Annotated in this window: 19 protein-coding genes; 1 reads left to right on the top strand and 18 read right to left on the bottom strand. The window is 70.8% G+C overall.

The genetic code is table 11. The features are described from left to right. Positions 1-139 precede the first annotated feature (139 nt). The 16 genes from EV685_RS16980 to mutS all read right to left on the bottom strand — a co-directional run bounded on the left by EV685_RS16980 (position 140) and on the right by mutS (position 18,747). Positions 140-1,429 (bottom strand): type II secretion system F family protein, encoded by a 1,290-nt coding sequence (locus tag EV685_RS16980; RefSeq protein WP_130483218.1) that lies wholly within the window; start codon positions 1,427-1,429, stop codon positions 140-142. Positions 1,430-1,439: 10 nt separating this feature from the next. Beyond that, on the bottom strand, positions 1,440-3,179 hold the full coding sequence (locus EV685_RS16985) for a GspE/PulE family protein (protein ID WP_130483219.1): 1,740 nt from the start codon (positions 3,177-3,179) through the stop codon (positions 1,440-1,442). Between the two features lie 13 nt (positions 3,180-3,192). Beyond that, positions 3,193-4,944 carry a pilus (MSHA type) biogenesis protein MshL gene (gene mshL, locus EV685_RS16990; RefSeq protein WP_130483220.1) on the bottom strand — a complete coding sequence of 584 codons (1,752 nt, stop codon included), beginning with the start codon at positions 4,942-4,944 and terminating at the stop codon, positions 3,193-3,195. Continuing rightward, a complete protein-coding gene (locus EV685_RS16995; protein WP_207224856.1) occupies positions 4,944-5,309 on the bottom strand; it encodes a hypothetical protein in 366 nt (121 codons plus the stop codon). Before EV685_RS16995 ends, mshL begins: the two co-directional genes overlap by 1 nt. 80 nt (positions 5,310-5,389) lie before the next feature. After that, positions 5,390-6,106 (bottom strand): hypothetical protein, encoded by a 717-nt coding sequence (locus EV685_RS17000; protein WP_130483222.1) that lies wholly within the window; start codon positions 6,104-6,106, stop codon positions 5,390-5,392. Further along, on the bottom strand, positions 6,103-6,780 hold the full coding sequence (locus EV685_RS17005; RefSeq protein WP_130483223.1) for a PilN domain-containing protein: 678 nt from the start codon (positions 6,778-6,780) through the stop codon (positions 6,103-6,105). Before EV685_RS17005 ends, EV685_RS17000 begins: the two co-directional genes overlap by 4 nt. Positions 6,781-6,798: 18 nt before the next feature. Then, positions 6,799-7,755 carry a hypothetical protein gene (locus tag EV685_RS17010; protein WP_130483224.1) on the bottom strand — a complete coding sequence of 319 codons (957 nt, stop codon included), beginning with the start codon at positions 7,753-7,755 and terminating at the stop codon, positions 6,799-6,801. Positions 7,756-8,034: 279 nt separating this feature from the next. Then, positions 8,035-8,340 (bottom strand): cell division protein FtsB, encoded by a 306-nt coding sequence (ftsB, locus tag EV685_RS17015; protein WP_242615638.1) that lies wholly within the window; start codon positions 8,338-8,340, stop codon positions 8,035-8,037. Positions 8,341-8,353: 13 nt separating this feature from the next. Continuing rightward, positions 8,354-9,637 (bottom strand): phosphopyruvate hydratase, encoded by a 1,284-nt coding sequence (gene eno, locus EV685_RS17020; protein WP_130483225.1) that lies wholly within the window; start codon positions 9,635-9,637, stop codon positions 8,354-8,356. 110 nt (positions 9,638-9,747) lie between these two features. After that, the gene (gene kdsA / locus EV685_RS17025; protein WP_130483226.1) at positions 9,748-10,605 is read right to left on the bottom strand and encodes a 3-deoxy-8-phosphooctulonate synthase; all 858 of its coding nucleotides are present in this window, start codon (positions 10,603-10,605) and stop codon (positions 9,748-9,750) included. Then, positions 10,602-12,275 (bottom strand): CTP synthase, encoded by a 1,674-nt coding sequence (locus EV685_RS17030; RefSeq protein WP_130483227.1) that lies wholly within the window; start codon positions 12,273-12,275, stop codon positions 10,602-10,604. Before EV685_RS17030 ends, kdsA begins: the two co-directional genes overlap by 4 nt. A 159-nt stretch (positions 12,276-12,434) precedes the next feature. Continuing rightward, positions 12,435-13,298 (bottom strand): pantoate--beta-alanine ligase, encoded by an 864-nt coding sequence (panC, locus tag EV685_RS17035; protein WP_130483228.1) that lies wholly within the window; start codon positions 13,296-13,298, stop codon positions 12,435-12,437. A gap of 31 nt (positions 13,299-13,329) precedes the next feature. Continuing rightward, a complete protein-coding gene (panB, locus tag EV685_RS17040; RefSeq protein WP_130483229.1) occupies positions 13,330-14,202 on the bottom strand; it encodes a 3-methyl-2-oxobutanoate hydroxymethyltransferase in 873 nt (290 codons plus the stop codon). 164 nt (positions 14,203-14,366) lie between these two features. Further along, positions 14,367-15,224, bottom strand: coding sequence for an alpha/beta fold hydrolase (locus EV685_RS17045; protein ID WP_130483230.1), 858 nt, complete (start codon positions 15,222-15,224; stop codon positions 14,367-14,369). A gap of 1 nt (position 15,225) precedes the next feature. Continuing rightward, the gene (locus tag EV685_RS17050) at positions 15,226-16,053 is read right to left on the bottom strand and encodes a proteasome-type protease (RefSeq protein ID WP_130483231.1); all 828 of its coding nucleotides are present in this window, start codon (positions 16,051-16,053) and stop codon (positions 15,226-15,228) included. 27 nt (positions 16,054-16,080) lie between these two features. Next, positions 16,081-18,747: a DNA mismatch repair protein MutS gene (mutS, locus tag EV685_RS17055; RefSeq protein ID WP_130483232.1), complete on the bottom strand. Its 2,667-nt coding sequence runs from the start codon at positions 18,745-18,747 to the stop codon at positions 16,081-16,083. A gap of 146 nt (positions 18,748-18,893) precedes the next feature. Here mutS and EV685_RS17060 point away from each other — a divergent pair, with 146 nt between their 5' ends. Then, entirely contained in the window at positions 18,894-19,568 is a 675-nt protein-coding gene (locus EV685_RS17060) for a nitroreductase (RefSeq protein ID WP_130483233.1), read from the top strand. 15 nt (positions 19,569-19,583) lie between these two features. Here EV685_RS17060 and EV685_RS17065 read toward each other — a convergent pair whose 3' ends face one another. Both EV685_RS17065 and EV685_RS17070 read right to left on the bottom strand, forming a co-directional pair. After that, on the bottom strand, positions 19,584-20,774 hold the full coding sequence (locus tag EV685_RS17065; protein ID WP_130483234.1) for a thiolase family protein: 1,191 nt from the start codon (positions 20,772-20,774) through the stop codon (positions 19,584-19,586). Continuing rightward, positions 20,753-22,213, bottom strand: coding sequence for an AMP-binding protein (locus tag EV685_RS17070; protein WP_130483235.1), 1,461 nt, complete (start codon positions 22,211-22,213; stop codon positions 20,753-20,755). The genes EV685_RS17065 and EV685_RS17070 overlap by 22 nt, the downstream gene beginning before the upstream one ends. Positions 22,214-22,227 lie beyond the last annotated feature (14 nt).

Here is a 22,227-nt window from a genome sequence, read left to right on the forward strand (position 1 = left end):
TCGGGAACGGGGTTGGATCGGTCCGGACGGGCGGAACTGCCGGGCCGGCTGGAACTGAGGAATCGGATCGTTCATTTGTGTTTTCGGCCTTCTGTCGACGGGCTTGAGCGCTTCGATGCGGGCATGTGTCACGCCCCCGTCAATGCTTCATCGCCGTGCTGCCGAGGTCCCACACGGGCAGGAAGACGCCCAGTGCCAGCATCAGCACCAGCACGCCCAGCATCACGATCAGGATGGGCTCGATCTGCTGGCTGAGGGTCTTGAGCTCGTACTCGACCTCGCTGGCGTAGAAGCCGGCAACCTCGTCCATCAGCTCGTCGACCGCGCCGGTCTCTTCGCCGACGGCGACCATCTGCAGCACGACCGGCGTGAAGACCGCCGCCGCCGCCGCTGCCCGCAGGATCGAGTCGCCGCGTTCGACCGCGCCGCGCATGCCGTCCAGGCGCCGGGCGATGTGCTGGTTGTCGACCGTCTGTGCGACCACGCTGAGGGCCTGCTCGATCGGCACACCGCTGCGCAGCGCCAGCGCGAAGCTGCGGGCGAAGCGGGCCAGCATGGCCTTGCGCACGATCTTGCCGGCGACCGGCATGTGCAGCAGCGCCGCGTCGATGCGCAGCCGGCCCTGCGGCGTGCGGCGCCAGGCCCGCAGGCCGAACCAGCCGGCGACCGAGGCCAGGCCCATGGCCCAGCCCCAGTCGATGGTGAATTGCGAGGTGGCCATCAGGATGCGCGTGGGCAGCGGCAGGCTGGCCCCGGCGGCGGCGAAGACGCTGGCGAAGGCCGGGATCACCATCAGGTTGATGACGCCCAGCGCCACCACCATGGCCGCGACCACGAAGGTCGGGTAGCGCATGGCGGACTTGACCTGCTGGCGCAGCGTGTTCTCGAACTCGAGGTGGTGGAACAGCCGCAGGAAGACCTCGTCGAGCCGGCCGGTCATCTCGCCCACCCGCACCAGCGCGACGAAGATCGGGTCGAAGACCCGGTCATGCCGGGCCAGCGCCATTGACAGCGCGATGCCGGATTCAAGGCTCTTGCGGACCTCCAGCAACACGTCCTTGACGGCCGGGTTGACGGCGGACTCCTGCAGCCCGGCGAGCGCGCGCAGGATGGGCACGCCCGATCGCAGCAGGGTGTGCAACTGGCGGGCGAACAGCATCAGGTCGACCGGCCGGACCTTGGGCGCAAACAGGCCGCTGCGCTTGTCCGACTCGGCCGGGCGTTGCGGTCCTGCACGCAGGCGGGTCAGCCAGCCGAGCGGCGTGCCGGCGACCAAGCCGTTGCCCTGGGGCCGGATCGTCAGCGGCGTGATGCCACGCCCGCGCAGCAGGTCGGCCGCAGCGGTCGGGCTGGCGGCCTCGATCACGCCGGCCGTGGCGCCGCTGCTGGCGTGGCCGGTCCAGGCATAGCGGGGCGTGGCGTTGGACATGCGCCGAGCCTCATTCGCCCTGCAGGTGGCTCACCCGCATGGCCTCGGTCAGCGTGGTGCGACCGGCCAGCACCAGTTCGGCGGCGGCGCGGCCCAGCGTGTGGCCGGCCATCTGGCGACGACCGGCGGCGCTGAAGGCGGCCGGATCGCCGTGGTTGATCGCCTCGACCAGCTCGGGCGTCATCTCGATGAACTCGTGCACGCCGGTGCGGCCGCTGTAGCCGGTGTGGCTGCACTCGTTGCAGCCGCGGCCCTGACGCACCTGGGCGTTGTCCAGGCGCTGGCCGGCGCTCAGGTGCGAGGCCAGCCAGGCGGCTTCCTGCGCGTCCGGCGCATGCGGCTCGGCGCAGTGCGGGCAGACGGTGCGCACCAGGCGTTGCGCCAGCACCATCTGCAGCGACAGCGCGACCATGTAGCGCGGCACGCCCATGTCGATCAGTCGCAGCGGCGTGGACAGCGCGTCGTTGGTGTGCAGCGTGGACAGCACCAGGTGGCCAGTCAGTGCGGCGCGCATGCCGATCTCGGCGGTGGTCTGGTCACGCATCTCGCCGACCAGGATCACGTCCGGGTCTTGCCGCAGCGCGGCGCGCAGCACACGGTCGAAGCCCAGCTCGATCTTGTCGTGCACCTGCACCTGATTGAGGCCGGGCAGGCGGTATTCGACCGGGTCCTCGACGGTGATGATCTTGCGTTCGCTGCTGTTGAGCGCGTTGAGCGCCGCGTACAGCGTGGTGGTCTTGCCGCTGCCGGTCGGGCCGGTCACCAGCAGCATGCCGTGTGGCCGGGCGATCGAGCGGCGCAGCGCCTTGACCACCCGTTCGGGCATGCCCATCGATTCCATCGACAACAGGCCGTTGGACGGGTTGAGCAGCCGCATCACGACCGACTCGCCATGCTGGGTCGGCATGGTGGAGATGCGCACATCCAGCGCGCCACCGCGCAGCGTGACGGCGAAGCGGCCGTCTTGCGGCAGGCGCTTCTCGGAGATGTCCAGGCCCGACATCAGCTTCAGGCGCAGCGCCACCGCACCGGCGATGCGGGCATCGGCCTCGGTCTGCACATGCAGCACGCCGTCGATGCGGAAGCGGATGCGCAGCGCACCGGCCTGCGGCTCGATGTGGATGTCCGAGGCCCGCACCCGCAGGGCCTCGTCAAAGACCGAATACAGAAGGCGCACGACCGGCGCGTCCTCGGTGCTGGCGGTGCCCAGGCCGAGCAGCTCGCCGAGGTTGCCCGCCAGGCCGTTCTCGACGCTGTCCAGCTCGGTGGTCAGCTCGCGCGCCAGGCCGGCAATCGCCTCGGTGTTGCGGTAGCTGCGCTCGACGGCGGCGATGAGCTGCCCTTCGGCGACGACGACCAGCTCGAAGTCCCGGTTGGCGGACAGCTTCAGCAGCCGCGCCACCTCGTCATAGGCAGCCATGTCGGTCGGATCGGCCATGGCCACCCGCAGCGCGCCTGCGTTTTCCTCGATCACCAGGGCGCGCAGCCGGCGGGCTTGCACCTCGGGCAGCAGCCGGGCGACTTCCGGCCGGATCGAGCGCTGGCCCAGGTCGACAAAGGGCACACGCAACTGGCCGGCCAGGGCGCGGGCGATCTGGCCTTCGTTGACCCAGCCGTTGTCGATGAAGACACGGCCGAGCTTGCGCCCGGTGGATTTCTGCGCGGCCAGCGCCAGGTCGAGCTGGCCGGGCGTGATCAGGCCCTGCTGGACCAGCAGGTCACCCAGGCGGATGCGTTCGGGACGGGCCATGGTGCGGGCGACCTCAGCGTGCCGTGCCGTCGATCACCAGCGCGGCGCGGCTCGGCGCGGGCGGGGTGGCGGCTTGGGTGTCGACCGCCGCAGCGGGGCTCGCGTCCGGCCAGGGCTGCAGCTGCGAGGTCGGCTGGCGCGTGTCGGCCTCCGGCCAGGGACTGCCGTCGCGCACGATGGTGGGCTTGAGCAAGATGACCAGCTCGCGCTTGCGCATCGAGGTCGACTTCTGGCGGAACAGGCCACCGACCACGGGCAGCTCGCCCAGGCCGGGGATGGCGGTGCTGTCCTCGCGGCGCTCCTGACTCATCAGGCCGCCGATGGCCGCGATCTCGCCGTCGCGCAGCCGCACGATGCTGTCGGTCTCGTTGATCGCGCTGCTGGCCAGCGGCAGCTGGTAGCTGCCCAGCGAGCCGAGGTTGATGGCCTTCTGCTTCTCGGTCACCGTGCTGATGGCCGGGTGCACATGCAGCATCACCTGACCGTCCTCGCCGATCTGCGGCGTGACGTCCAGCGAGATGCCCGAGAAGAAGGGCTGCAGCACGACCGACGGCGTCGACGTGCTGGTGCTGCCGCTGCTGGTCGTGGTCGACGAGACGCCGGTGACGTAGAGCTCGTCGCTGCCGACCTTGAGCACGGCCTTCTGGTTGTTCAGCGTGGCGATGCGCGGACTCGACAGCACCTGCACCTTGCCCTGACCTTCCAGGAAGCTCAGCAGCGCGGCGAAATGGGTCGACTGGAAGGCCAGTCCGTAGAACGGCGCGGTGGCACTGCCCGAGGCCAGGTTGTTGCCCGGCGTGATGGCGGTGCCGTTGAGGTTGAGCGCACCGCTGGCGGCGAGTGCCACGCCCGGTTGCGCCAGCCCGACGCTGACCGCACCGCCCAGCGCACGGCCGAAGGCGGACCAGTTGATGCCGGTCTGGCTGCTCTCGCCGAGTTCGACCTCCAGGATCTTGGCTTCGAGCATGACCTGCCGCTCGATGCTGACCTGCACCGCCTGCAGGTAGGACGCGACCTGACGCAGCTCGGTCGGCGTCGCCCGCACCACCACCACGCCGGCCGCCGGGTTGAGCACCAGGCTGCGGCGCAGCGCGGGCGTGCCCGGTGTGCCCGGCGTGGCGGGCATGGCCGCGCCGCCAGAGGTGTCGGCGCCGCTCTCGTCCAGCCCCAGCAGGGCTTGCAGCGAGGCCTTCACGTCGCGCCAGAAGTCGGCGTCCGAGCTGGTGCGCACATAGGCGCTGTCGTCGTTGCGGGTCGACAGGCCGCCCTGACCGCCCGGGTTGTTCTGGCTGCCCTGACCGTTCTGGCTGTTCGAGCCGGAACCGCCGCCGCTCTGGCCCGATCCGGTGCCGCTGATCGACGCCGAGCTGACCCGCAGATCGCTGGTGCCCTGACGCCGGCCGGGCAGGTAGTTGATGCGGAACAAGCGGGTCTGCACGCTGTTGGGCAGCACATGCACACGCTTGCCGCTGATGCGGACCTCGTAGCCGTACAGCTCGCGCAAGGTCTCCAGCGCCTCCGGCACGGTGGTGGCGCGCAGGTTGAGGGTGATGCTGCCGGCGACGTCCGGGCTGACCATCATTTGCCAGTCACTGCCCAGGCCCAGCTGCATGAAGACCTGCGCGGCCGGCGCCTGGTTCAGCGCCAGGTCGAAGCGGGGCTCGGCGGCCCGCGACGGCAGGGCCGCGAGCAAGGGCAGCAGGGCCATCGCAAGGGCCACCAGCGGCGTGGTCACGCGTGAGGTCGGGGATGTCGGTCGGTGCATCACGGTTCCTTGTGCAGGCGCGGATCGGCCAGCAAGGGCAGCCACAGCGTGGCGGTGTCGGGGGCCGTTGCAGCGGCGCTGAGGCGGCGCAGCAGCACGCCGTCGTCGCCGATGCGTTCGAGCCGCCAGTCGCCGCCCAGCGTCTGGCCGGCACGCAGCAGCTGGCCGTCCAGCAGGGCGCTGCGCGGGCCGTCCTGCGGCGTCATCAGGGCCTGCAGACGCGGCGTGGGGACGCTGCGCACGGCGGGGGCGGCCGGGCGTGCGGCGCTGGCCGCTGCGGCCGCAGGGCGGGCGGCGGCGGGCGCTGTCGGCGTGCCGGGCCGGGCGACGGCCGTTGCGCCCAGCGGCCGGGTCGGGTCGGGCAAGTGTTGGGGCTGGAGCTGGGACTGGGGCTGGGCCGAGGCCAGGCCTGCCAGCGCGAGCGGGAGCAGGACGATGACGCGCTTCACAGCTGCACCCATCCGGCTTGCGGGCTCAGCGTGTAGACGCGCAGTGTCAGCACGGCCCGGGGGTGTTGTTCGACCTGCAGCTGCAGGCTGCCCCACAGTAGCTTCTGCGGCAGGGACTCCAGCGCCTGCAGGTAGGCCAGCAGCTCGGGGTAGCTGCCTTCGACACGCACCTCGACGCCGTGGCGGTAGAGCGTCGTGGGCGGGCTGGCCAGCGTGGCGGACGAGGTGGACGAGGCGCTGGCCGCCGCCTTGCCGGCGGGCGGCTCGTTGGCGCCGACCGGTGTCTGGCCCAGCGACTGCAGCGCGCGGATGCGCAGGCCGTGGCGGCGCCCGATCAGCTCGCCCAGCAGCGTGGGCATCTGTTCGGCGCTGACGAGGTCGTGGCTGGCGCCGTCGGACGGCCGGGACAGGCGCTGCTCCAGCGCGGCAACCTCGGCCTGCATGCGCTGGACGTCGGCGGCATGGCGGTCGACCAGCGCGGCCTGGTCCGCCTTCAGGCGCTGCAGACCGGTCTCCAGGCCTTGCCGCTGTTGGCGCAGCGTCTGCCAGGACTGCCAGCCGTCCTGCAGCCACATCACGTCGGCCAGGCCGACCAGCAGCACGGTGGCGCTGGCGATCAGCAGCAGGCGTTCGCGCGGCGCGCGGGCGTCGAAGGCGCGGGCGACGTGTCGCCACAAGGCCGCCAGCTTGGGGGATGGGGTGGTAGCCGTCATGGCGTCGCTCGGGTGGCCGGTGGCGCCACGCCGGCACTGCCGGTGGCGATGGGCAGCAAGCTGCTGCGCAGCACAAATTCGGTCAGACCGGCGGCCTCCGGCTCGCTCCCGTCGGCGCCGAGCCGGCGCAGCTGCAACTGGGCGAAGGTGCGGCCTTGCAGCAGCGGCTCGCGGCGCAGCCGTTCCAGGTAGCCTGGCATCGCGGCCGGATCGGCCATGCGGCCGGTCAGTTCCAGCGAGCGGCCGTCCGGGCCCACGGTCACGCCGGTCAGCCAGACGGCGGGGTCGGCCTGCCGGGCCAGCGCGAGCAACAACGCGGCATGGCCGTCGGTGCGGCCGGCACTGCCGCCGTCCAGGATCTGGCGGACCTGCACCCGTGAGGCCGCCTGCTGGCGCAGGGCCTGCCAGCGACGGGTCAGTGCGTCATGGGCGTCGGCGCTGTCGGGCGGCACGGCGGCCAGGCGTTGCTGGATCTGCTCGCGCTGCTGCGCCAGCTCGGTCTGCAGGCGTGCCATCTCGGCGCGTTCATGGCGGCCGGCCAGCTTCAGCGCTGGCACCGCAGCCAGGCACAACACGGCGATCGCGCCCAGCAGGACGACGCCCTGCTGCAGCGTCGCCCAGGGGCGCTGGCGGCGCAGGTCAGCGCTGAGGAGGTTGAGGTGCTGGGTGCTCATGCTCGGACGCCCGAACGCTCAGTCGGGACGCAGCGCCGCGCCGATGGCGCACAGGTAGCGCGCCTGCTCGGCCGGTTCGGCCAGGGCCGGCACGGCGGCGATGTCGACCTGAGCGGCCAGGTCGTAGGGCAGCACCGGCAGGTCGACCAGGCCGCCGAGGTGGGCGATGAAGCCGGCCGCATGGCCCGGGCAGACCTGCAGCCGGCCGATGCCGACGCGGTTGAAGAGACGTTCGCAATGGTCCAGGGTGCGCAGGATCTCCAGCGCGGCACGGTCCCAGGCGGCGGTGGCCTCGGGCGTGTGGGCCAGGCCAGGTTCGCTCGACGCGGTGCGGTCGGGCTCGACCTGGGCCAGCGTCAGCTCGATCGGACGCGCCACCAGCAGCTCGCCCATCGCGGTGATGACCAGCGAGCCGTGGCGTTCGCCCAGCCACAACAAGGCGACGCCGCGCTGGCCTTCCTCGCTCAGCGTGCAGAGGTTGCGCAAGGCGGTGTCGGGCAGGTCGATCGCCTGCCAGGGCATGCGGGCCTCGTCGCCACACTGCACCAGCGCCTCCAGGGCGCGGCGCGGCGCGACGGCCACCAGCAGGCTGGCGCGGCCACGCTGGCTGGCGTCGGCGGGGATCTCCAGCAGGTCGATGCCGGCGTCCTCGACCGGGAAATCGACCATGTCCTTGAGCCGCCAGCGCATGGCATCGCGCCAGGACTCGCGCGGCACGTCCGGCGCGTCCAGCGGCAGCAGCTGGTAGTGCTCACGCTGCAGCAGCGCGACGCTGCGCAGCCCGCGCAGCTCCGGCGCCTTGCGCAGCTGGCTCAAGCCAGCGGCCGGCTCCTGCCAGGCGGCACTGCCGGCCCAGCGCAGCTGCGGCCGCAGCTCCCCGGTCGGCCACACCACATGCGCTGCACGCGCCGCCTCACCCGCTGGCGCAACGGCCAGCCAACCTGGCTGCTGGCGCCTGACGGATCGACGGAACATGACGAACTCCCAGTGATGACAGGAGGCATGTTGCGTTCAGGTCCGGCGTGGCCAAGCTGAAAAAAACGAGTGAAAACAAGGGTGTCTTCGCAGAGGGGGAAGACTTGCAAGGGAAGGGTTCAGACCATCAGGACGAGGTCGGAATAGGGCAGCAGGGCGCTGTCCGCCGTCAACAGGCCTGGCGCCGATGGGCCGCCGAACCCCAGCCTGGCGGGTGGCACCGACGAAAAAAAGGACGCCCTAACTTGGACGTCCTTCCTGTGCGAGCGCGGGGGATGCTCAGCGGTTCACCGCATGCCGGTACTGCACCAGCAGCTCGTCTGGCCGGATCATGCCGTGCTCCAGACGGGCGCGTTCCTCGATGGTCTCGAGGCCGTCGCGCAGGTCGGCGACCTCGGCCGAGAGGCGCTCGTTGCGCAGGCGGGCGTCGGTGTTGCGGTCATGCTGTTCGGCCACCAGGCGACCCAGTTCGCGCACGCGCGGCATGCCGCTGCGGCCGAACCAGAGTTCCAGGTGGACGAGTCCCAGCAGGACCACCAGCACCAGCGTGACGCCCCGCATGCCGAGCCGCTCCGGACGGGTCATGGCCGCCTCGACCTCAGCGCAGGTTGTAGAAGGCCGCGCGGCCCGGGTAGACGGCCACGTCGCCCAGGTCTTCCTCGATGCGCAGCAGCTGGTTGTACTTGGCCATGCGGTCGCTGCGGCTCATCGAGCCGGTCTTGATCTGGCCGGCATTGGTCGCCACGGCGATGTCGGAGATCGTGCTGTCCTCGGTCTCGCCCGAGCGGTGGCTGATGACGGCGGTGTAGCCCGCGCGCTTGGCCATTTCGATGGCGGCGAAGGTCTCGCTGAGCGTGCCGATCTGGTTGATCTTGATGAGGATCGAGTTGGCGATGCCCTTGTCGATGCCTTCCTTCAGGATCTTGGTGTTGGTGACGAACAGGTCGTCGCCAACGATCTGGACGTTCTTGCCCAGGCGGTCGGTCAGCAGCTTCCAGCCGTCCCAGTCACCCTCGGCCATGCCGTCCTCGATCGAGATGATCGGGTACTTGTCGACCCAGGTCGCCAGCATGTCGGTCCATTCCTGGGCCGTCAGCGACATGCCTTCGCCTTCCAGGTGGTACTTGCCGTCCTTGTAGAACTCGCTGGCGGCGCAGTCCAGGCCCAGCGCGATCTGCTCGCCGGCGCGGTAGCCGGCCTTGTCGATGGCTTCGAGGATCAGCTGGATCGCGGCCTCGTGGCTGGCCACGCTCGGGGCGAAGCCGCCCTCGTCGCCCACGGCGGTGCTGATGCCCTTGTCGTGCAGGATCTTCTTGAGCGCGTGGAAGACCTCGGCGCCCCAGCGCACGGCTTCGCGGAAGCTCGGCGCGCCCACCGGGATGATCATCATCTCCTGCAGGTCCAGCGTGTTGTTGGCGTGCGCGCCACCGTTGATGACGTTCATCATCGGCACGGGCAGTTGCACCGCCGCCATGCCGCCGAAGTAGCGGTAGAGCGGCAGGCCGGATTCTTCGGCGGCGGCGCGCGCCACGGCCATCGAGACGGCCAGCATCGCGTTGGCGCCCAGGCGGCCCTTGTTGTCGGTGCCGTCGAGGTCGATCAGGGTCTTGTCGAGGAAGCTCTGCTCGGCAGCGTCCAGGCCCAGCACGGCTTCGCTGATCTCGGTGTTGATGTTCTGGACTGCCTTGAGCACGCCCTTGCCGAGGTAGCGGCTCTTGTCGCCGTCGCGCAGCTCGATGGCTTCGCGGCTGCCGGTCGAGGCGCCGCTCGGGACGGCAGCGCGGCCCATCACGCCGCTTTCCAGCAGAACGTCGCATTCGACGGTGGGGTTGCCGCGGCTGTCGAGAATCTCGCGGCCGACGATGTCGACGATGGCACTCATGGGTTTTCTCCGTGAATCAGGGGTGGGTCGGGACGTTCGGGATGCGCGCGCAGCATGCCGCAATCCGGTTTCGCGGGGGTCTCAAGCTGCGGGTGCGCGCGGCAGATGTCTCAGCAGCTGAAGTCGTTCTCGAGCAGCGGTTGCGCCTTGACCACGCGGTCGAGCGCGACGAGCTGTTCCAGCAGCGCCTTCATGTGCTTGAGCGGCACGGCATTCGGGCCGTCGCTGAAGGCCTTGGCGGGATCCGGGTGGGTCTCCATGAAGAGGCCCGCGACGCCCACACCGACGCCAGCGCGGGCCAGCACCGGCACCATCTCGCGGGCGCCACCGCTGACGTTGCCCAGGCCGCCGGGCTTTTGCACCGAGTGGGTGACGTCGAAGACCACCGGCGCGCCGGAGTTGCGCATCTCGGCCAGGCTGGTCATGTCGGCCACGAGGTTGTTGTAGCCAAAGCTCACGCCACGCTCGCAGGCCAGGAAGCGGTCCTCGGACAGGCCGGCGTCGCGTGCGGCGGCGCGGGCCTTGTCGATCACGTTCTTCATGTCCCAGGGCGCGAGGAACTGGCCCTTCTTGATGTTCACCGGCTTGCCGCACTGGGCGACGGCGCGGATGAAGTCGGTCTGGCGGCACAGGAAAGCCGGCGTCTGCAGCACGTCGACGACGCTGGCGACCTCGGCGACCTGAGCCTCGTCGTGCACGTCGGTCAGCACCGGCAGGCCGGTCTGGCGGCGCACCTCGTCGAGGATCTTCAAGCCCGCGTCCATGCCCACCCCGCGCAGGCTGGTGCCCGACGAGCGGTTGGCCTTGTCGAAGGAGCCCTTGTAGATCAACGGGATGCCCAGGGGCGCGCAGGCCTCCTGCAGCAGGCCGGCGACGTCCAGCGACATCTGCAGGCCCTCGATCGAGCAGGTGCCGGCGATCAGGAAGAAGGGCTGGTCCAGGCCGGCCTCGAAACCGCAGAGCTTCATGCCGTGGTCTCCTTGTGCTGCTGCTGGCGCTGGACGTGGTGCGTCAGCGCGGCTTCGATGTAGCTGATGAACAGCGGGTGGCCGTCCCAGGGCGTCGACTTGAACTCGGGGTGGAACTGCACGCCGACATACCAGGGGTGGACGCTGCGCGGTAGCTCGACCATCTCGGTGAGCTTTTCGCGCTGGGTGATGGCCGAGATCACCAGGCCGGCGTCCTGCAGGCGCTGCAGGTACTTCTCGTTGGCCTCGTAGCGGTGGCGGTGGCGCTCGGTCACGACCGGGCCGTAGATCTCGTGGGCCAGCGTGCCGGGCTTGACGTCCGAACTCTGCGAGCCCAGACGCATCGTGCCGCCGAGGTCGGAGTTGGCGTCGCGCCTCTGGATCGAGCCATCGGCGTCCTGCCACTCGTCGATCAGGGCGATCACCGGGTGCGGGCCCTCGGGCTCGAACTCGGTCGAGTTGGCGCCGGTCAGGCCGGCCTTGTGGCGGGCGTATTCGATCGTCGCCACCTGCATGCCCAGGCAGATGCCCAGGTAGGGGATGCCGTGCTCGCGGGCATAGCGGGCGGCCTCGATCTTGCCTTCGATGCCACGCTTGCCGAAGCCGCCGGGCACCAGGATGGCGTCGAAGCGGGCCAGGTCACCGACCGTGTCGGGCGTCAGGGTCTCGGAGTCGACGTACTCGATGTTGACCTTGGCGTGGTGGTGGATGCCGGCGTGGCGCAGCGCCTCGTTGAGCGACTTGTAGGAGTCCGACAGCTCGGTGTACTTGCCGGCCATCGCGATCGTGACCTCGGTCTTCGGGTGCTCGACCTCGTGGACCAGGCGGTCCCAGCGGGTCAGGTTGGCCGGGCGGGTGAACAGCTGCAGCTTCATGCAGATCAGCTCGTCCAGGCCCTGCTCGTGCAGCATGCGCGGCACCTTGTAGATCGTGTCGGCGTCCCACACCGAGATCACGCCATGGCGCGCCACGTTGGTGAACAGCGAGATCTTGTCGCGCTCATCGTCGGGAATGGGCCGATCGGCGCGGCACAGCAGCGCGTCGGGCTGGATGCCGATCTCGCGCATCTTCTGCACCGTGTGCTGGGTCGGCTTGGTCTTGAGCTCACCGGCTGCCGCGATCCACGGCACATAGGTCAGGTGCACGAAGGCGGCGTTGTTCGGGCCGGCCTTCAGGCTGAGCTGGCGCACGGCTTCAAGGAAGGGCAGCGACTCGATGTCGCCGACCGTGCCGCCAATCTCGACGATGGCCACGTCGACCGCGTCGTCGCTGCCGATGCCGGCACCGCGCTTAAGGAAGTCCTGGATCTCGTTGGTGACGTGCGGAATGACCTGCACCGTCTTGCCGAGGTAGTCGCCACGGCGTTCCTTCTCGAGCACGGACTTGTAGATCTGCCCGGTCGTGAAGTTGTTCGACTTCTTCATCCGCGTGGTGATGAAGCGTTCGTAGTGGCCGAGGTCGAGGTCGGTTTCGGCGCCGTCGTCGGTGACGAACACCTCGCCATGCTGGAACGGGCTCATCGTGCCCGGGTCGACGTTGAGGTAGGGATCGAGCTTGATGAGGGTGACCTTCAAGCCGCGGCTTTCGAGGATCGCGGCCAGCGAAGCTGCCGCGATGCCCTTGCCGAGCGAAGACACCACACCGCCGGTGACGAAGACAAACTTGGTCATGTGGAGCGGCCCTCCCTTGGCGCTCGCGCACCACCCGGAAAGCGGGTGGCGGGGCGGACAGGAGGGCCGTGGTGGTAAAGCGAGATTATAGGTGGGACGACCTGCGTGGGCCGTTCCGAAGCGGCCTGTCGGCCGAGGGACTGCGTCGGCTGCGGGGCGTCAGCCTTCGACGTTGTCGATCAGTCGGGTCGCCCCCAAACGCGCCGCGCCCAGGGCCACCAGCGGGATGCCGGCAGCCCGTTCGGCGGCGTCCGGCGCCTGCAGGTCGGTGCGGCGGCGCACGGTGAGGTAGTCGGGCGCCCAGCCCTGCACGGCCAGCGCGGCGTGGGCTTCGGCCTCGATCACCGCGAGGTCGGCCGCCGCGCCGTCGCGCCGCACCCGTTCGAGCAGGCCACGCAGCGCAGCGGACAGCTGCAGCGCCTGGGTGCGTTCGGCATCGCTCAGGTAGCCGTTGCGCGAGGACAGCGCCAGGCCCTGTTCGCTGCGGCGGGTCTCGCCGGCGATCACCTCGATGGGCAGCGCGAACTGCTCGACCATCCGGCGCAGCACCATCAGCTGCTGGTAGTCCTTCTTGCCAAAGATCGCCAGCTGCGGCTGCACGATGGTGAAGAGCTTCATGACGATGGTGCAGACCCCCGTGAAGAAGCCGGGCCGGAAACGGCCTTCGAGCAACTCGGCCAGGGCCGGATCGGGCAGGACCTGGTAGGTCTGCGGCTGCGGGTACATCTCGCGTTCGTCAGGCGCGAAGACCAGGTCGCAGCCCACGCCAGCCAGCAACTCGGCATCGCGCGCCAGCGTGCGCGGGTAGCGGTCGAAGTCCTCGTGCGGCGCGAACTGCAGCCGGTTGACGAAGATGCTCGCGGCCACCGTGCCGGCCGCGCCGACCCGCTCGCGGGCCTGACGGACCAGCGCCAGGTGGCCGTCGTGCAAGTTGCCCATGGTGGGGACCAGCGCCACGTCGTTGGGCAGCGCCCGGGCCTTCAGGACTTGCCGCAACTCGGCGATGGTGTGGACGATCTGCATGGGGTACTTCTGGACGGATGAGGCCGGGCGCTCAGGCCGCGCTGCCGTAGGCATGGGCGACCGGATCGGGGAACTGGCCCGCCTTGACCGCCGCCACATAGGCCGCGAGGGCCACGTCGGTGGCCACCGCCGCGCCGGTCTGCTCGTCGCGGGCGAAGTTGCGCACGAAGCGGGGCAGCTTGCCGCGTGTCAGACCCAGCATGTCGTGCAGCACCAGCACCTGCCCGGCGGTGCCGGGGCCAGCGCCGATGCCGATGGTCATCATCTGCGGGTTGTCGGACTGCACCGCGCTGGCGACGTCCGAGGGCATCAGCTCCAGCACCATCATCGCGGCGCCGGCTTCGGCCAGTTCGCGGGCATGGGCCCGCAGCGTGGTGGCGCTGGCGGCGTCACGGCCCTGGATGCGGTAGCCGCCCAGCGCGTGCACGCTCTGCGGCGTCAGGCCGAGGTGGGCGCAGACCGGCACGCCGCGTTCGACCAGGAAGCGCACCGTCTCGGGCGTCCAGCCACCGCCTTCGAGCTTGACCATCTGCGCGCCGGCCTGCATCAGCGCGGCGCTGGCGGCCATGGCCTGGGCCGTGCCCTGCTGGTAGCTGGCAAACGGCAGATCGGCGATCAGCCAGGCGGCGCCACCCTGCAGGCCGCGGGCGACGCAACGCGTGTGGTAAGCCATCTCGTCGAGCGTGGTTGGCAGCGTGCTGGTGTGGCCCTGCACCACCATGCCCAGCGAATCGCCCACCAGCACGGCGTCGACGCCGGCCTCGTCGGCCAGCCGCGCATAGGTCGCGTCATAGGCCGTCAGCATGGCGATCTTCTCGCTGCGGGCCTGCATCGCGCGCAGGCTGTGCAAGGTCATCGGCTTGCGCGAACCCGCGTTGGCGGTGGGGAGGGCGTGGACGCTCATGGTGTTCTCCTGCCGGCGGTGCGGGACCGCGCGGGGGCTCCTCGGTCGGTGGGTGCCCTCTCTTGGGGCGTCGGGCGCGGCGGATTCTAGCCATCGCCCGGGTTCATGTTGCAGTGCGGAAACCCCGCCGGTCGGCGTCTGCGGCAACGCCTTCGAGACGGCCTTCAGCGACCCGCTTCGACACCCAGATCGTGCAGGAGTTCAAGCACCGTCTGCGCAGTCTCAAGCGGTTTTTCCATCGGATAGAGGTGGCTTCCCTCGATCCAGCGCAGGCGCTCGTGGACCAGCGCGCGGGTGGCGCTCAGGCCGACCTGGCGCACCTCGGTCGACTGGGTGCCGGCGATGAAGGCCGCCGGGCAGCGCAGCGGGTGGCGCCGCAGCATCGTCGCGAACTGGTGCGGCAGGGTGTCGTAGATGCGGGTCTCGACCCGCCGGTCGAAACGCAGCACGACGCCCGGTCCGTGCGGATCGCCGGCCGGCGCGGGCTCGGTGCCGGCGTCGACGTAGTCCTGCAGCACACCCGGCGCCCAGCGGGCGAAGGTGTGCTTGGCGGCGAAGTGTTCGAGGCACGCCTCGCTCGACGGCCAGTGCTGGCGCCGCCGGGCCGAGACCTTGCCTGGCGACACCCGCGAGATCAGCCGCGTTGCCTTGGCCACCTGCACGCTGTGGGCGCGCCAGCCGGTCAGCAGCGGCGAGTCCAGCAGCACCAGCGCCCGCACCAGCTCGGGCCGGCGCGAGGCCGCCATCAGGCTGACGAAGCCGCCCAGTGAATGGCCGACCAGCACGACCGGCGCGCGCTCGGCCTTGGGTCGGGCCGCCTGCAGCGCCGCGATGTGCTCGATCAGCTGATCGCGCAGGTGCGGCCAGTTGCTGGTGACCGGGTGACGCGGGTCGTGGCCGTAGCGGTCGACCGCATCGACCTGCCAGCCAGCCGCCCGCCATGGGCCGAACAAGGCGCGGTAGGTGCCTCCGGGAAAGCCGTTGCCGTGGCTGAAGACCAGCGTGTCGACCGGCGTGTCCATCTCAGACGATCTTCTCGCCCGCGTGGCCGATCTTCTTCATCGGCTCGTGGCGGTCGGAGCCAACCATCAGCGGGTGGTTGGCGTCACCACCATCCCAGACCGGGTCGTCGATGCCCTCGAACACCTCGCGCAGGCGCTGGCCCCAGGTCTCGTGGATCATCTTGAAATAGGGGTTGCGCTCGTCGATGCAGACGACCTGATCGGCCTGCAGGCTGTTGGCGCGGTAGACCAGCAGGTCCAGCGGCAGGCCCACGCTGAGGTTGGACTTGAGCGTCGAATCCATCGACACCAGCGCGCACTTGGCCGCCTCGTCCAGCGGCGTGTGCGGCGTCAGCACGCGGTCCAGGATGGGCTTGCCGTATTTGCTCTCGCCGATCTGGAAGAAGCAGGTCTCGCGCGTGGCCTCGATGAAGTTGCCGGCCGAATAGACCAGGAACAGCCGCATCGCTTCGTCGCCGATCTGGCCGCCCAGGATGAAGCTGGCCACGAAGTCGATGCCAGCTTGCTTGAGCGACGGGCCGTCCTGCTGGTAGACCCGCCGCACGGCCGAGCCGAGCACACGGGCGACGTCGAACATGCTCTTGGCGTTCCAGATGCTGATGGGCTCCTCGCCCTCGGCGCCGGGGATCTTCTCGACCTGCAGGATCTCGCGCACCGACTGCGAGATGCTCAGGTTGCCCGCCGACAGCAGGCACATGAAGCGGTCGCCCGGCTTCTCGTAGACGATCATCTTGCGGAAGGTGGAGATCGCGTCCAGGCCCGCGTTGGTGCGCGAGTCCGACAGGAAGACGAGGCCGGCGTTGAGCCGGAGTCCGATGCAATAGGTCATGGCGTCAGTGTGGCTGAGGTTCGGTGATCAGGGGTGCGTGGTGGCCCGTGCATCGGCACGCAGCTGGCGCAGCTCGTAGAGACGGGCCAGCGCCTCGCGCGGGCTCATCTGGTCGGGGTCGGTCTGGTCCAGCGCGGCCAGCAGCCGGGCCAGCGGTGGGTCCAGGGGCGGATCGGATCGGGCGGGTGCGGCATCCACGTCCTCGTCGATGTCGTCGACCTCATCGGGCGCCGCTGCGACGGGTGCGGTGAACAGGTCGATCTGGGCCTCCCCGGCCTGCTGCTGCGATTCGAGCTGCTCCAGCGCCGCGCGCGCCTGCCGCAGCACCGCGCCGGGCATGCCGGCCAGGCGCGCGACCTGCACGCCGTAGCTGCGGCTGGCCGGGCCGGCCTCGATGGCGTGCAGGAAGACGATGTCCTCGCCGCTCTCGACCGCCGAGACGTGGCAGTTCAGCGCGTGGCGGTGCCGGGTCGGGAACTCGGTCAGCTCGAAGTAGTGGGTCGCAAACAGCGTGAAGGAGCGGTTGCGGTCATGCAGGTGGCTGGCGATCGCGCCGGCCAGTGCGAGGCCGTCGAAGGTTGACGTGCCGCGGCCGATCTCGTCCATCAGCACGAGCGAGTGTTCGGTGGCGGCATGCAGGATGGCGCTGGCCTCGGTCATCTCCAGCATGAAGGTCGACTGGGCATTGGCCAGGTCGTCGGCCGCGCCGATGCGGGTGTGGATCGCATCGATCGGCCCGAGCCGGCAACGCGAGGCCGGCACATGCGAGCCGATCGCCGCGAGCAGCGCGATCACCGCGACCTGGCGCATGAAGGTGCTCTTGCCGCCCATGTTCGGGCCGGTCACGACCAGCATGCGCCGGCTGCTGTCGAGCCGGCAGTCGTTGGCGATGAAGTTGCCGCCACCGGTCTGCGCCAGCCGCGCCTCGACCACCGGATGGCGGCCTTGCGTGATCTCGATGCAAGGGTGCGTGACGAACTCCGGCGCGCACCAGCCCAGCGTCGTGGAGCGCTCGGCCAGCGCGGCCAGCACGTCCAGCGTCGCCAGCGCCCGACCCAGCTCGGACAGCGCCACCAGATGCGGCATCAGCTGATCGAGCAGTTGCTCGTAGAGCCACTTCTCGCGCGCCAGCGCCCGTTCCTGGGCCGACAGCGCCTTGTCCTCGAAGGCCTTCAGCTCGGGCGTGATGTAGCGCTCGGCGTTCTTCAGCGTCTGGCGGCGCTGGTAGCGCGTGGGCACCTTGTCGATCTGGCCTTGCGTGACCTCGATGTAGAAGCCATGCACCTTGTTGAACTGCACCCGCAGGTTGCCGATACCGGTGGCGGCGCGCTCGCGCACCTCCAGGTCGATCAGGAAGGCGTCGCAGTTGGTGCTGATGGCGCGCAGCTCGTCCAGATCGGCATCGAGGCCGGGCGCGATCACGCCCCCGTCGCGCAGCAGCACGGCAGGCTCCTCGGCGATGGCGGCGGCCAGCTGCGCGGCGATCGCCGCATCCGGTTGCAATGCCTCGTGCAGGGCGGCCAGCAGCGGAGCCCCATCGGGCACCACCGCGCGCAGGGCGGGCAGGCGCTGCAGCGTCTCGCGCAGGCCGGCGAGCTCGCGCGGGCGGATCTGGCGCAAGGCCAGCCGGGCGGCGATGCGCTGCACATCGCTGACCTCGCGCAGGGCATCGCGCAGCGGCTCGGCGGCGCGCGCCTCGATCAGCACGGCCAGCGCGGCCAGGCGCTCGCGCGCGTCGCGCCGGTCGCGCTTCGGGTGGGTCAGCCACTCGCGCAGCAGCCGGCTGCCCATGCCGGTGTGACAGCTGTCCAGCAAGGACAAGAGCGTCGGCGCGCGCTCGCCGCGCAGCGTCTCGGTCAGCTCCAGGTTGCGGTGCGTGGCCGGCGGCAGTTCCAGCAGCTCGCTGGCCCGTTCGACCACCAGCCGGTTGACGTGGGCCAGCGCGCGTCCTTGCGTGTGCTCGGCAAAGCTCAGCAGCGCGGCGGCGGCGGCGTGGGCATGGTCCAGGTCCTGCGCGTTGACACCGGCCAGGTGCGCGACCTTGAGCTGCTCGCGCAGCTTGCGCGCGCCCAGGGCCGTGTCGAACTGCCAGCCCGGCCGGCGCGTCAGCGGCACGCCCGCGTTCAGCAGCGCGGCCGGCAGCTTGCCGCCGTCGGATTCCGCGTCGCGGTCGGCGCTCACCAGCACCTCGGCCGGCCGCAGCCGCGCCAGCCAGGCGGGCAACTCGGCCGCACTGCATTCGGTCAGGCCCAGTTGCCCACTGGCGAGCGCCAGCCAGGCCAGGCCGTAGACCGCTTGTCCGCCCGTGCCCTTGGCAGGCGCCAGCGCCAGCAGCCGGTTCTCCTCGCGTTCGGCCAGCAACTCCGTGTCGGTGACGGTGCCCGGCGTGACCACCCGTACCACCTTGCGCTCGACCGGCCCCTTGGCCGCGCCGACCTCGCCAACCTGCTCGGCGATCGCCACCGACACGCCCAGCCGGATCAGCTTGGCGAGATAGCTCTCCAGCGCATGCACCGGCACACCGGCCATGACCACCGGCTCGCCATTGCTCTGCCCGCGCGTCGTCAGCGTGATGTCCAGCAGGCGGTGCGCGCTGCGGGCGTCCTCGTAGAACACCTCGTAGAAATCGCCCATCCGGTAGAGCACCAGCGTGTCCGGGAACTCGGCCTTGATGCGCAGGTACTGCGCCATCATGGGCGTGTGGCCGGAGAAGTCCGTCGTAACAGCACCCGTGGCGGGTGGGCTGACGGCAGAAGGTGGACGGGAATCGGCGGACATCGGCGGGCCGTGGCGGGGAAAGCCCGCTATTAGACAGGACCGCCTTCCTAGAATCGCCGCCCATGACGGTCACCCCCGCCCTCGACCTGTTGCGCTCGCGCCGCTCCATCCGCGCTTTCTTGCCCACCGCCGTCCCCGACGAGACCCTGCATGCCTTGCTGCGGCTGGCCCGTCAGGCGCCCAGTGGCGCCAACCTGCAGCCGGGCGAGTTCATCGCGGTGCGCGGGGCGGTGCGAGAGCGCTTGAGCGAGCGCCTGACCCAGGCTTGGCGAGACGCTGAGCCGGCGCGGGAGGACTACAGCTATTTCCCGCAGCCCATGCCCAAGGCCTTGCGCCGTCGCCAGGTTGCTGCGGCGCAGGCGCTCTATGGCGCGATCGGCGTCGGTCGTGAGGACCGGGTCGGGCGCGATGCCCAGTTCGGTCGCAACTTCCGCTTCTTCGACGCGCCGGTGGCGCTCATCGTCACGATCGAGCGCGGTCTTGGCACCGGCTGCTACATGGATCTCGGCATGGCCCTGCACGCGCTGATGCAGGCCGCGCAGGCTTACGGTCTGGCCAGCTGCGCCATCGGCGCCATGGCCTCATGGCCGGACCTGATCCGTGCCGAGCTGGACCTGCCGGCGTCCTGCGCCATCGTCTGCGGCATGGCCATCGGCCACGCCGACCCGGACGCGGCGGTGAACCGGACGGTGACGGTGCGCGAGCCGCTGGAGAGCTACTTCCGCAGCATCGGCTGAATCGGCTGAGCCGGCTCAGACCCGCTCGACCAGCGCCGCCGCGCCCAGCCCGCCCGCCGCCGCGATCACGGCCAGACCAGTCGATCCCACGCGACCGTCGCGGCGCAGGTCCGCCAGGACACGCACCAGCGCGATCGCGCCCGAGGCGCCGATGGGATGACCTCGGGCGAGGCCACCGCCGTGGCGGTTCAAGGCCAGGGGATCGAGGCCCAGCGTTTGCGCCGTGGCGATCGCTTGCACGGCGAAGGCGTCGTGCAGCTCGATGACGTCGACGTGGCCGATGTCGGCGATGCCGGCCTGCGCCAGGGCCGCGCGTGCGGCGGGCGCGGCGCTGCGCATGGGGCATTCGGGCGCGCCGCCGGTCATGACACCCGCGCGCCAGCGGGCTTGTGGGGTCAGGCCGAGGCGGGCACAGGCCGTGTCGCTCGCCAGCAGAACCAGTGCGGCGCCATCGGCCCGGGGGGCGACGCCGAGCAGGCCGGGGGCGTGTTCGAGGTCTGTGTCGGGCGTCGTGGTGGCCGCCGTGCCCAGCCCGGTGGCGCTGCGCCAGGCGGGTGGCATGCGGCCGGCGCGGGCCGCGTTGGTGGCGCGGGGGCAGGCATCGTGGGCCAGACCGGCGACGGGCACGATCTCATCGGCCAGGTCGGCGCGGCAGGCCAGGGCACGGCGGTGGCTTTCGGCGGCCCAGGCGTCCTGCCTGACGCGGTTGATGCGGGCCTCGCGTGCCCAGGCCGTGGCGGCGGCCAGCAGGTCGGGGTCGCGTTCGGGATCGGGCGCGAAGGCGGGGCGTTCGTAGGGCTGCGGTGCGGCATCCGGCCTGATCGGGCGGTGTGCGCGCATCGGCGCGCGGCTCCAGGCTTCGACGCCCCCGGTGATGACGACCTCGGCCTGACCGCTGGCGATCAGGCTGGCGCCGAGCGTGATGGCATCCAGCCCGGCGTTGCACTGGCTGTCGAGGCTGAGGGCGCCGACCCGGTCGGGCAGGCCGGCGGCCAACGCCAGCAGTCGAGCCGGGTTGCCGCCAGCACCCAGCGCGTTGCCGATCAGCACCTGGTCGATGGCAGCGGCGTCGACACCCGCCTGCGCGAGCAAGGCGCGCAGCACCGGTGCGCCGAGTTCATGGGCCGACAGCGCCGCAAAGGCGCCGCCAACCGGCGCGACGGCGCTGCGGCAGGCCGCGACGATCAGGACGTCGCGTGCAGCCACGGCGGCTCCGATCCTTCGGCCACATCGAGTGCGCGGGTCAGCGCGGCGTGGTCGGTCTTGCCGCTGCGGGTCTGCGGCCAGTGCGGCGCATCGGCGATCCACCAGCGGCGCGGTCGCTTGTAGCCTTCGAGCGTGTCGCGGCAGGCGGCGCTCAGGCGGGCGATCAGCGCGGCGCGGTCGCTCGCGCCGCGCGTCTCGTCGAGCATCAGCACGGCGACGACACGCTTGCCGCGCACGGCATCAGGCAGGCCCAGCACGGACGCGGCGGCGACGCCGGGCTGGGCCTCCAGCACGGCTTCAACCTCTTCGGGAAAGAGGTTCTTGCCTTGGGTGACGAGCATGCGGTTCTCGCGGCCGTGCAGCCAGAGTCGCCCGTGTTCATCGAGCCTGCCTTGATCGCGCACCGACAGCCAGTCGCCGCCCGCATCCGTCGTGCGCACCGCTGCAGTGACCGGATCGGGCGTGCCGACGTAGTCGCTGAACAGCATCGCGCTGCGCACATGGATGCGGCCCGGCGAGGTCGGGTCGTCAGCTTGCAGGCGGTCGCGGATCTCGATCTCGACGCCGTCGAAGGGCCGGCCGACCACGGCGGCGGGCACGGCCACATCGGCCACCTGCCAGGCGATGAAGCTGGTTTCGGAGGCGCCGTAGAACTCGATCAGGCGGGCATTTGGGAACAGCGCCTGCAAGGCCGGCGTGTGGGAACGGGCCCAGGGCGCGCCGCTGATCAGCACCATCCGGGTGGCGGTGATCGGCGCGAGGGCGCGGCGCTGCGCCAGGTTCAACAGCATCAGCAACTGGCTGGGCACGGCGACCAGCACGGTGGCCGCGCCGTCGGCCAAGGACGCCAGCGTGCGGGCCGCTGAATGGCGCTGCTGCACGAGGCTGCCGGCGCCGGTCCACAGGCCCAGCAACATGCCGAACAGGAACAGCGAATGCGAGACGCGCCCGGGCGCCAGCACGGTGCCGCAGACGTCGGGCCCGAAGGTGTCGACGCAGGCACGGAAGCTCTCGGTCCAGGACCGGTGGTGGCGCCGGAAGCCCTTGGGCTGGCCGGTGCTGCCGGAGGTGTAGCCGATGTAGAAGGGCGAGAAGGCGCCGTCCCCGGATGGCGCGGCGGGCAGGGCGGCGAGCTGTTGCACGACGGCATCGCGCACGGCGGTCGGCCAGTCCGGGTCGCCGACGGCGGCACAGCGTCCGCTGGCGATCGTGGCAAGCACGTCGACCAGCTGCTCGCGCGTCGAGGCGTCCGGGTTGATCAGGCGATGGCCGGGAGCGCCGATGGCATCGAGCATCGCGGCGCCGTCGCGGACGCGGGCCTGCAGCGTCGCGAAGTCGAGCGCACCGTGTTCATCGGCCAGCGCGAGCGCCTGCGGGCGTTGCGCGGCCCAGTGGGTCAGCGGGGCGTGGACCCGCTCGAAGGCCGGCAGTGGCGGCATGACGGCGGGTGCGC

The organism is Sphaerotilus mobilis (assembly GCF_004216565.1).
Lineage (GTDB): Bacteria > Pseudomonadota > Gammaproteobacteria > Burkholderiales > Burkholderiaceae_C > Sphaerotilus > Sphaerotilus mobilis.

Excerpts from the sequence above, each read along its gene's own strand:
- ftsB (WP_242615638.1), bottom strand. The coding sequence starts at position 8,340 with ATGACCCGTCCGGAGCGGCTCGGCATGCGGGGCGTCACGCTGGTGCTG.
- panB (WP_130483229.1), bottom strand. The coding sequence starts at position 14,202 with ATGAGCGTCCACGCCCTCCCCACCGCCAACGCGGGTTCGCGCAAGCCG.
- panC (WP_130483228.1), bottom strand. The coding sequence starts at position 13,298 with ATGCAGATCGTCCACACCATCGCCGAGTTGCGGCAAGTCCTGAAGGCC.
- EV685_RS16985 (WP_130483219.1), bottom strand. The coding sequence starts at position 3,179 with ATGGCCCGTCCCGAACGCATCCGCCTGGGTGACCTGCTGGTCCAGCAG.
- EV685_RS17005 (WP_130483223.1), bottom strand. The coding sequence starts at position 6,780 with ATGAGCACCCAGCACCTCAACCTCCTCAGCGCTGACCTGCGCCGCCAG.
- EV685_RS17000 (WP_130483222.1), bottom strand. The coding sequence starts at position 6,106 with ATGACGGCTACCACCCCATCCCCCAAGCTGGCGGCCTTGTGGCGACAC.
- EV685_RS17045 (WP_130483230.1), bottom strand. The coding sequence starts at position 15,224 with ATGGACACGCCGGTCGACACGCTGGTCTTCAGCCACGGCAACGGCTTT.
- EV685_RS17050 (WP_130483231.1), bottom strand. The coding sequence starts at position 16,053 with ATGACCTATTGCATCGGACTCCGGCTCAACGCCGGCCTCGTCTTCCTG.
- EV685_RS17070 (WP_130483235.1), bottom strand. The coding sequence starts at position 22,213 with ATGCCGCCACTGCCGGCCTTCGAGCGGGTCCACGCCCCGCTGACCCAC.
- EV685_RS17030 (WP_130483227.1), bottom strand. The coding sequence starts at position 12,275 with ATGACCAAGTTTGTCTTCGTCACCGGCGGTGTGGTGTCTTCGCTCGGC.
- eno (WP_130483225.1), bottom strand. The coding sequence starts at position 9,637 with ATGAGTGCCATCGTCGACATCGTCGGCCGCGAGATTCTCGACAGCCGC.
- mshL (WP_130483220.1), bottom strand. The coding sequence starts at position 4,944 with ATGCACCGACCGACATCCCCGACCTCACGCGTGACCACGCCGCTGGTG.
- kdsA (WP_130483226.1), bottom strand. The coding sequence starts at position 10,605 with ATGAAGCTCTGCGGTTTCGAGGCCGGCCTGGACCAGCCCTTCTTCCTG.
- EV685_RS17060 (WP_130483233.1), top strand. The coding sequence starts at position 18,894 with ATGACGGTCACCCCCGCCCTCGACCTGTTGCGCTCGCGCCGCTCCATC.
- EV685_RS17010 (WP_130483224.1), bottom strand. The coding sequence starts at position 7,755 with ATGTTCCGTCGATCCGTCAGGCGCCAGCAGCCAGGTTGGCTGGCCGTT.
- mutS (WP_130483232.1), bottom strand. The coding sequence starts at position 18,747 with ATGATGGCGCAGTACCTGCGCATCAAGGCCGAGTTCCCGGACACGCTG.
- EV685_RS16980 (WP_130483218.1), bottom strand. The coding sequence starts at position 1,429 with ATGTCCAACGCCACGCCCCGCTATGCCTGGACCGGCCACGCCAGCAGC.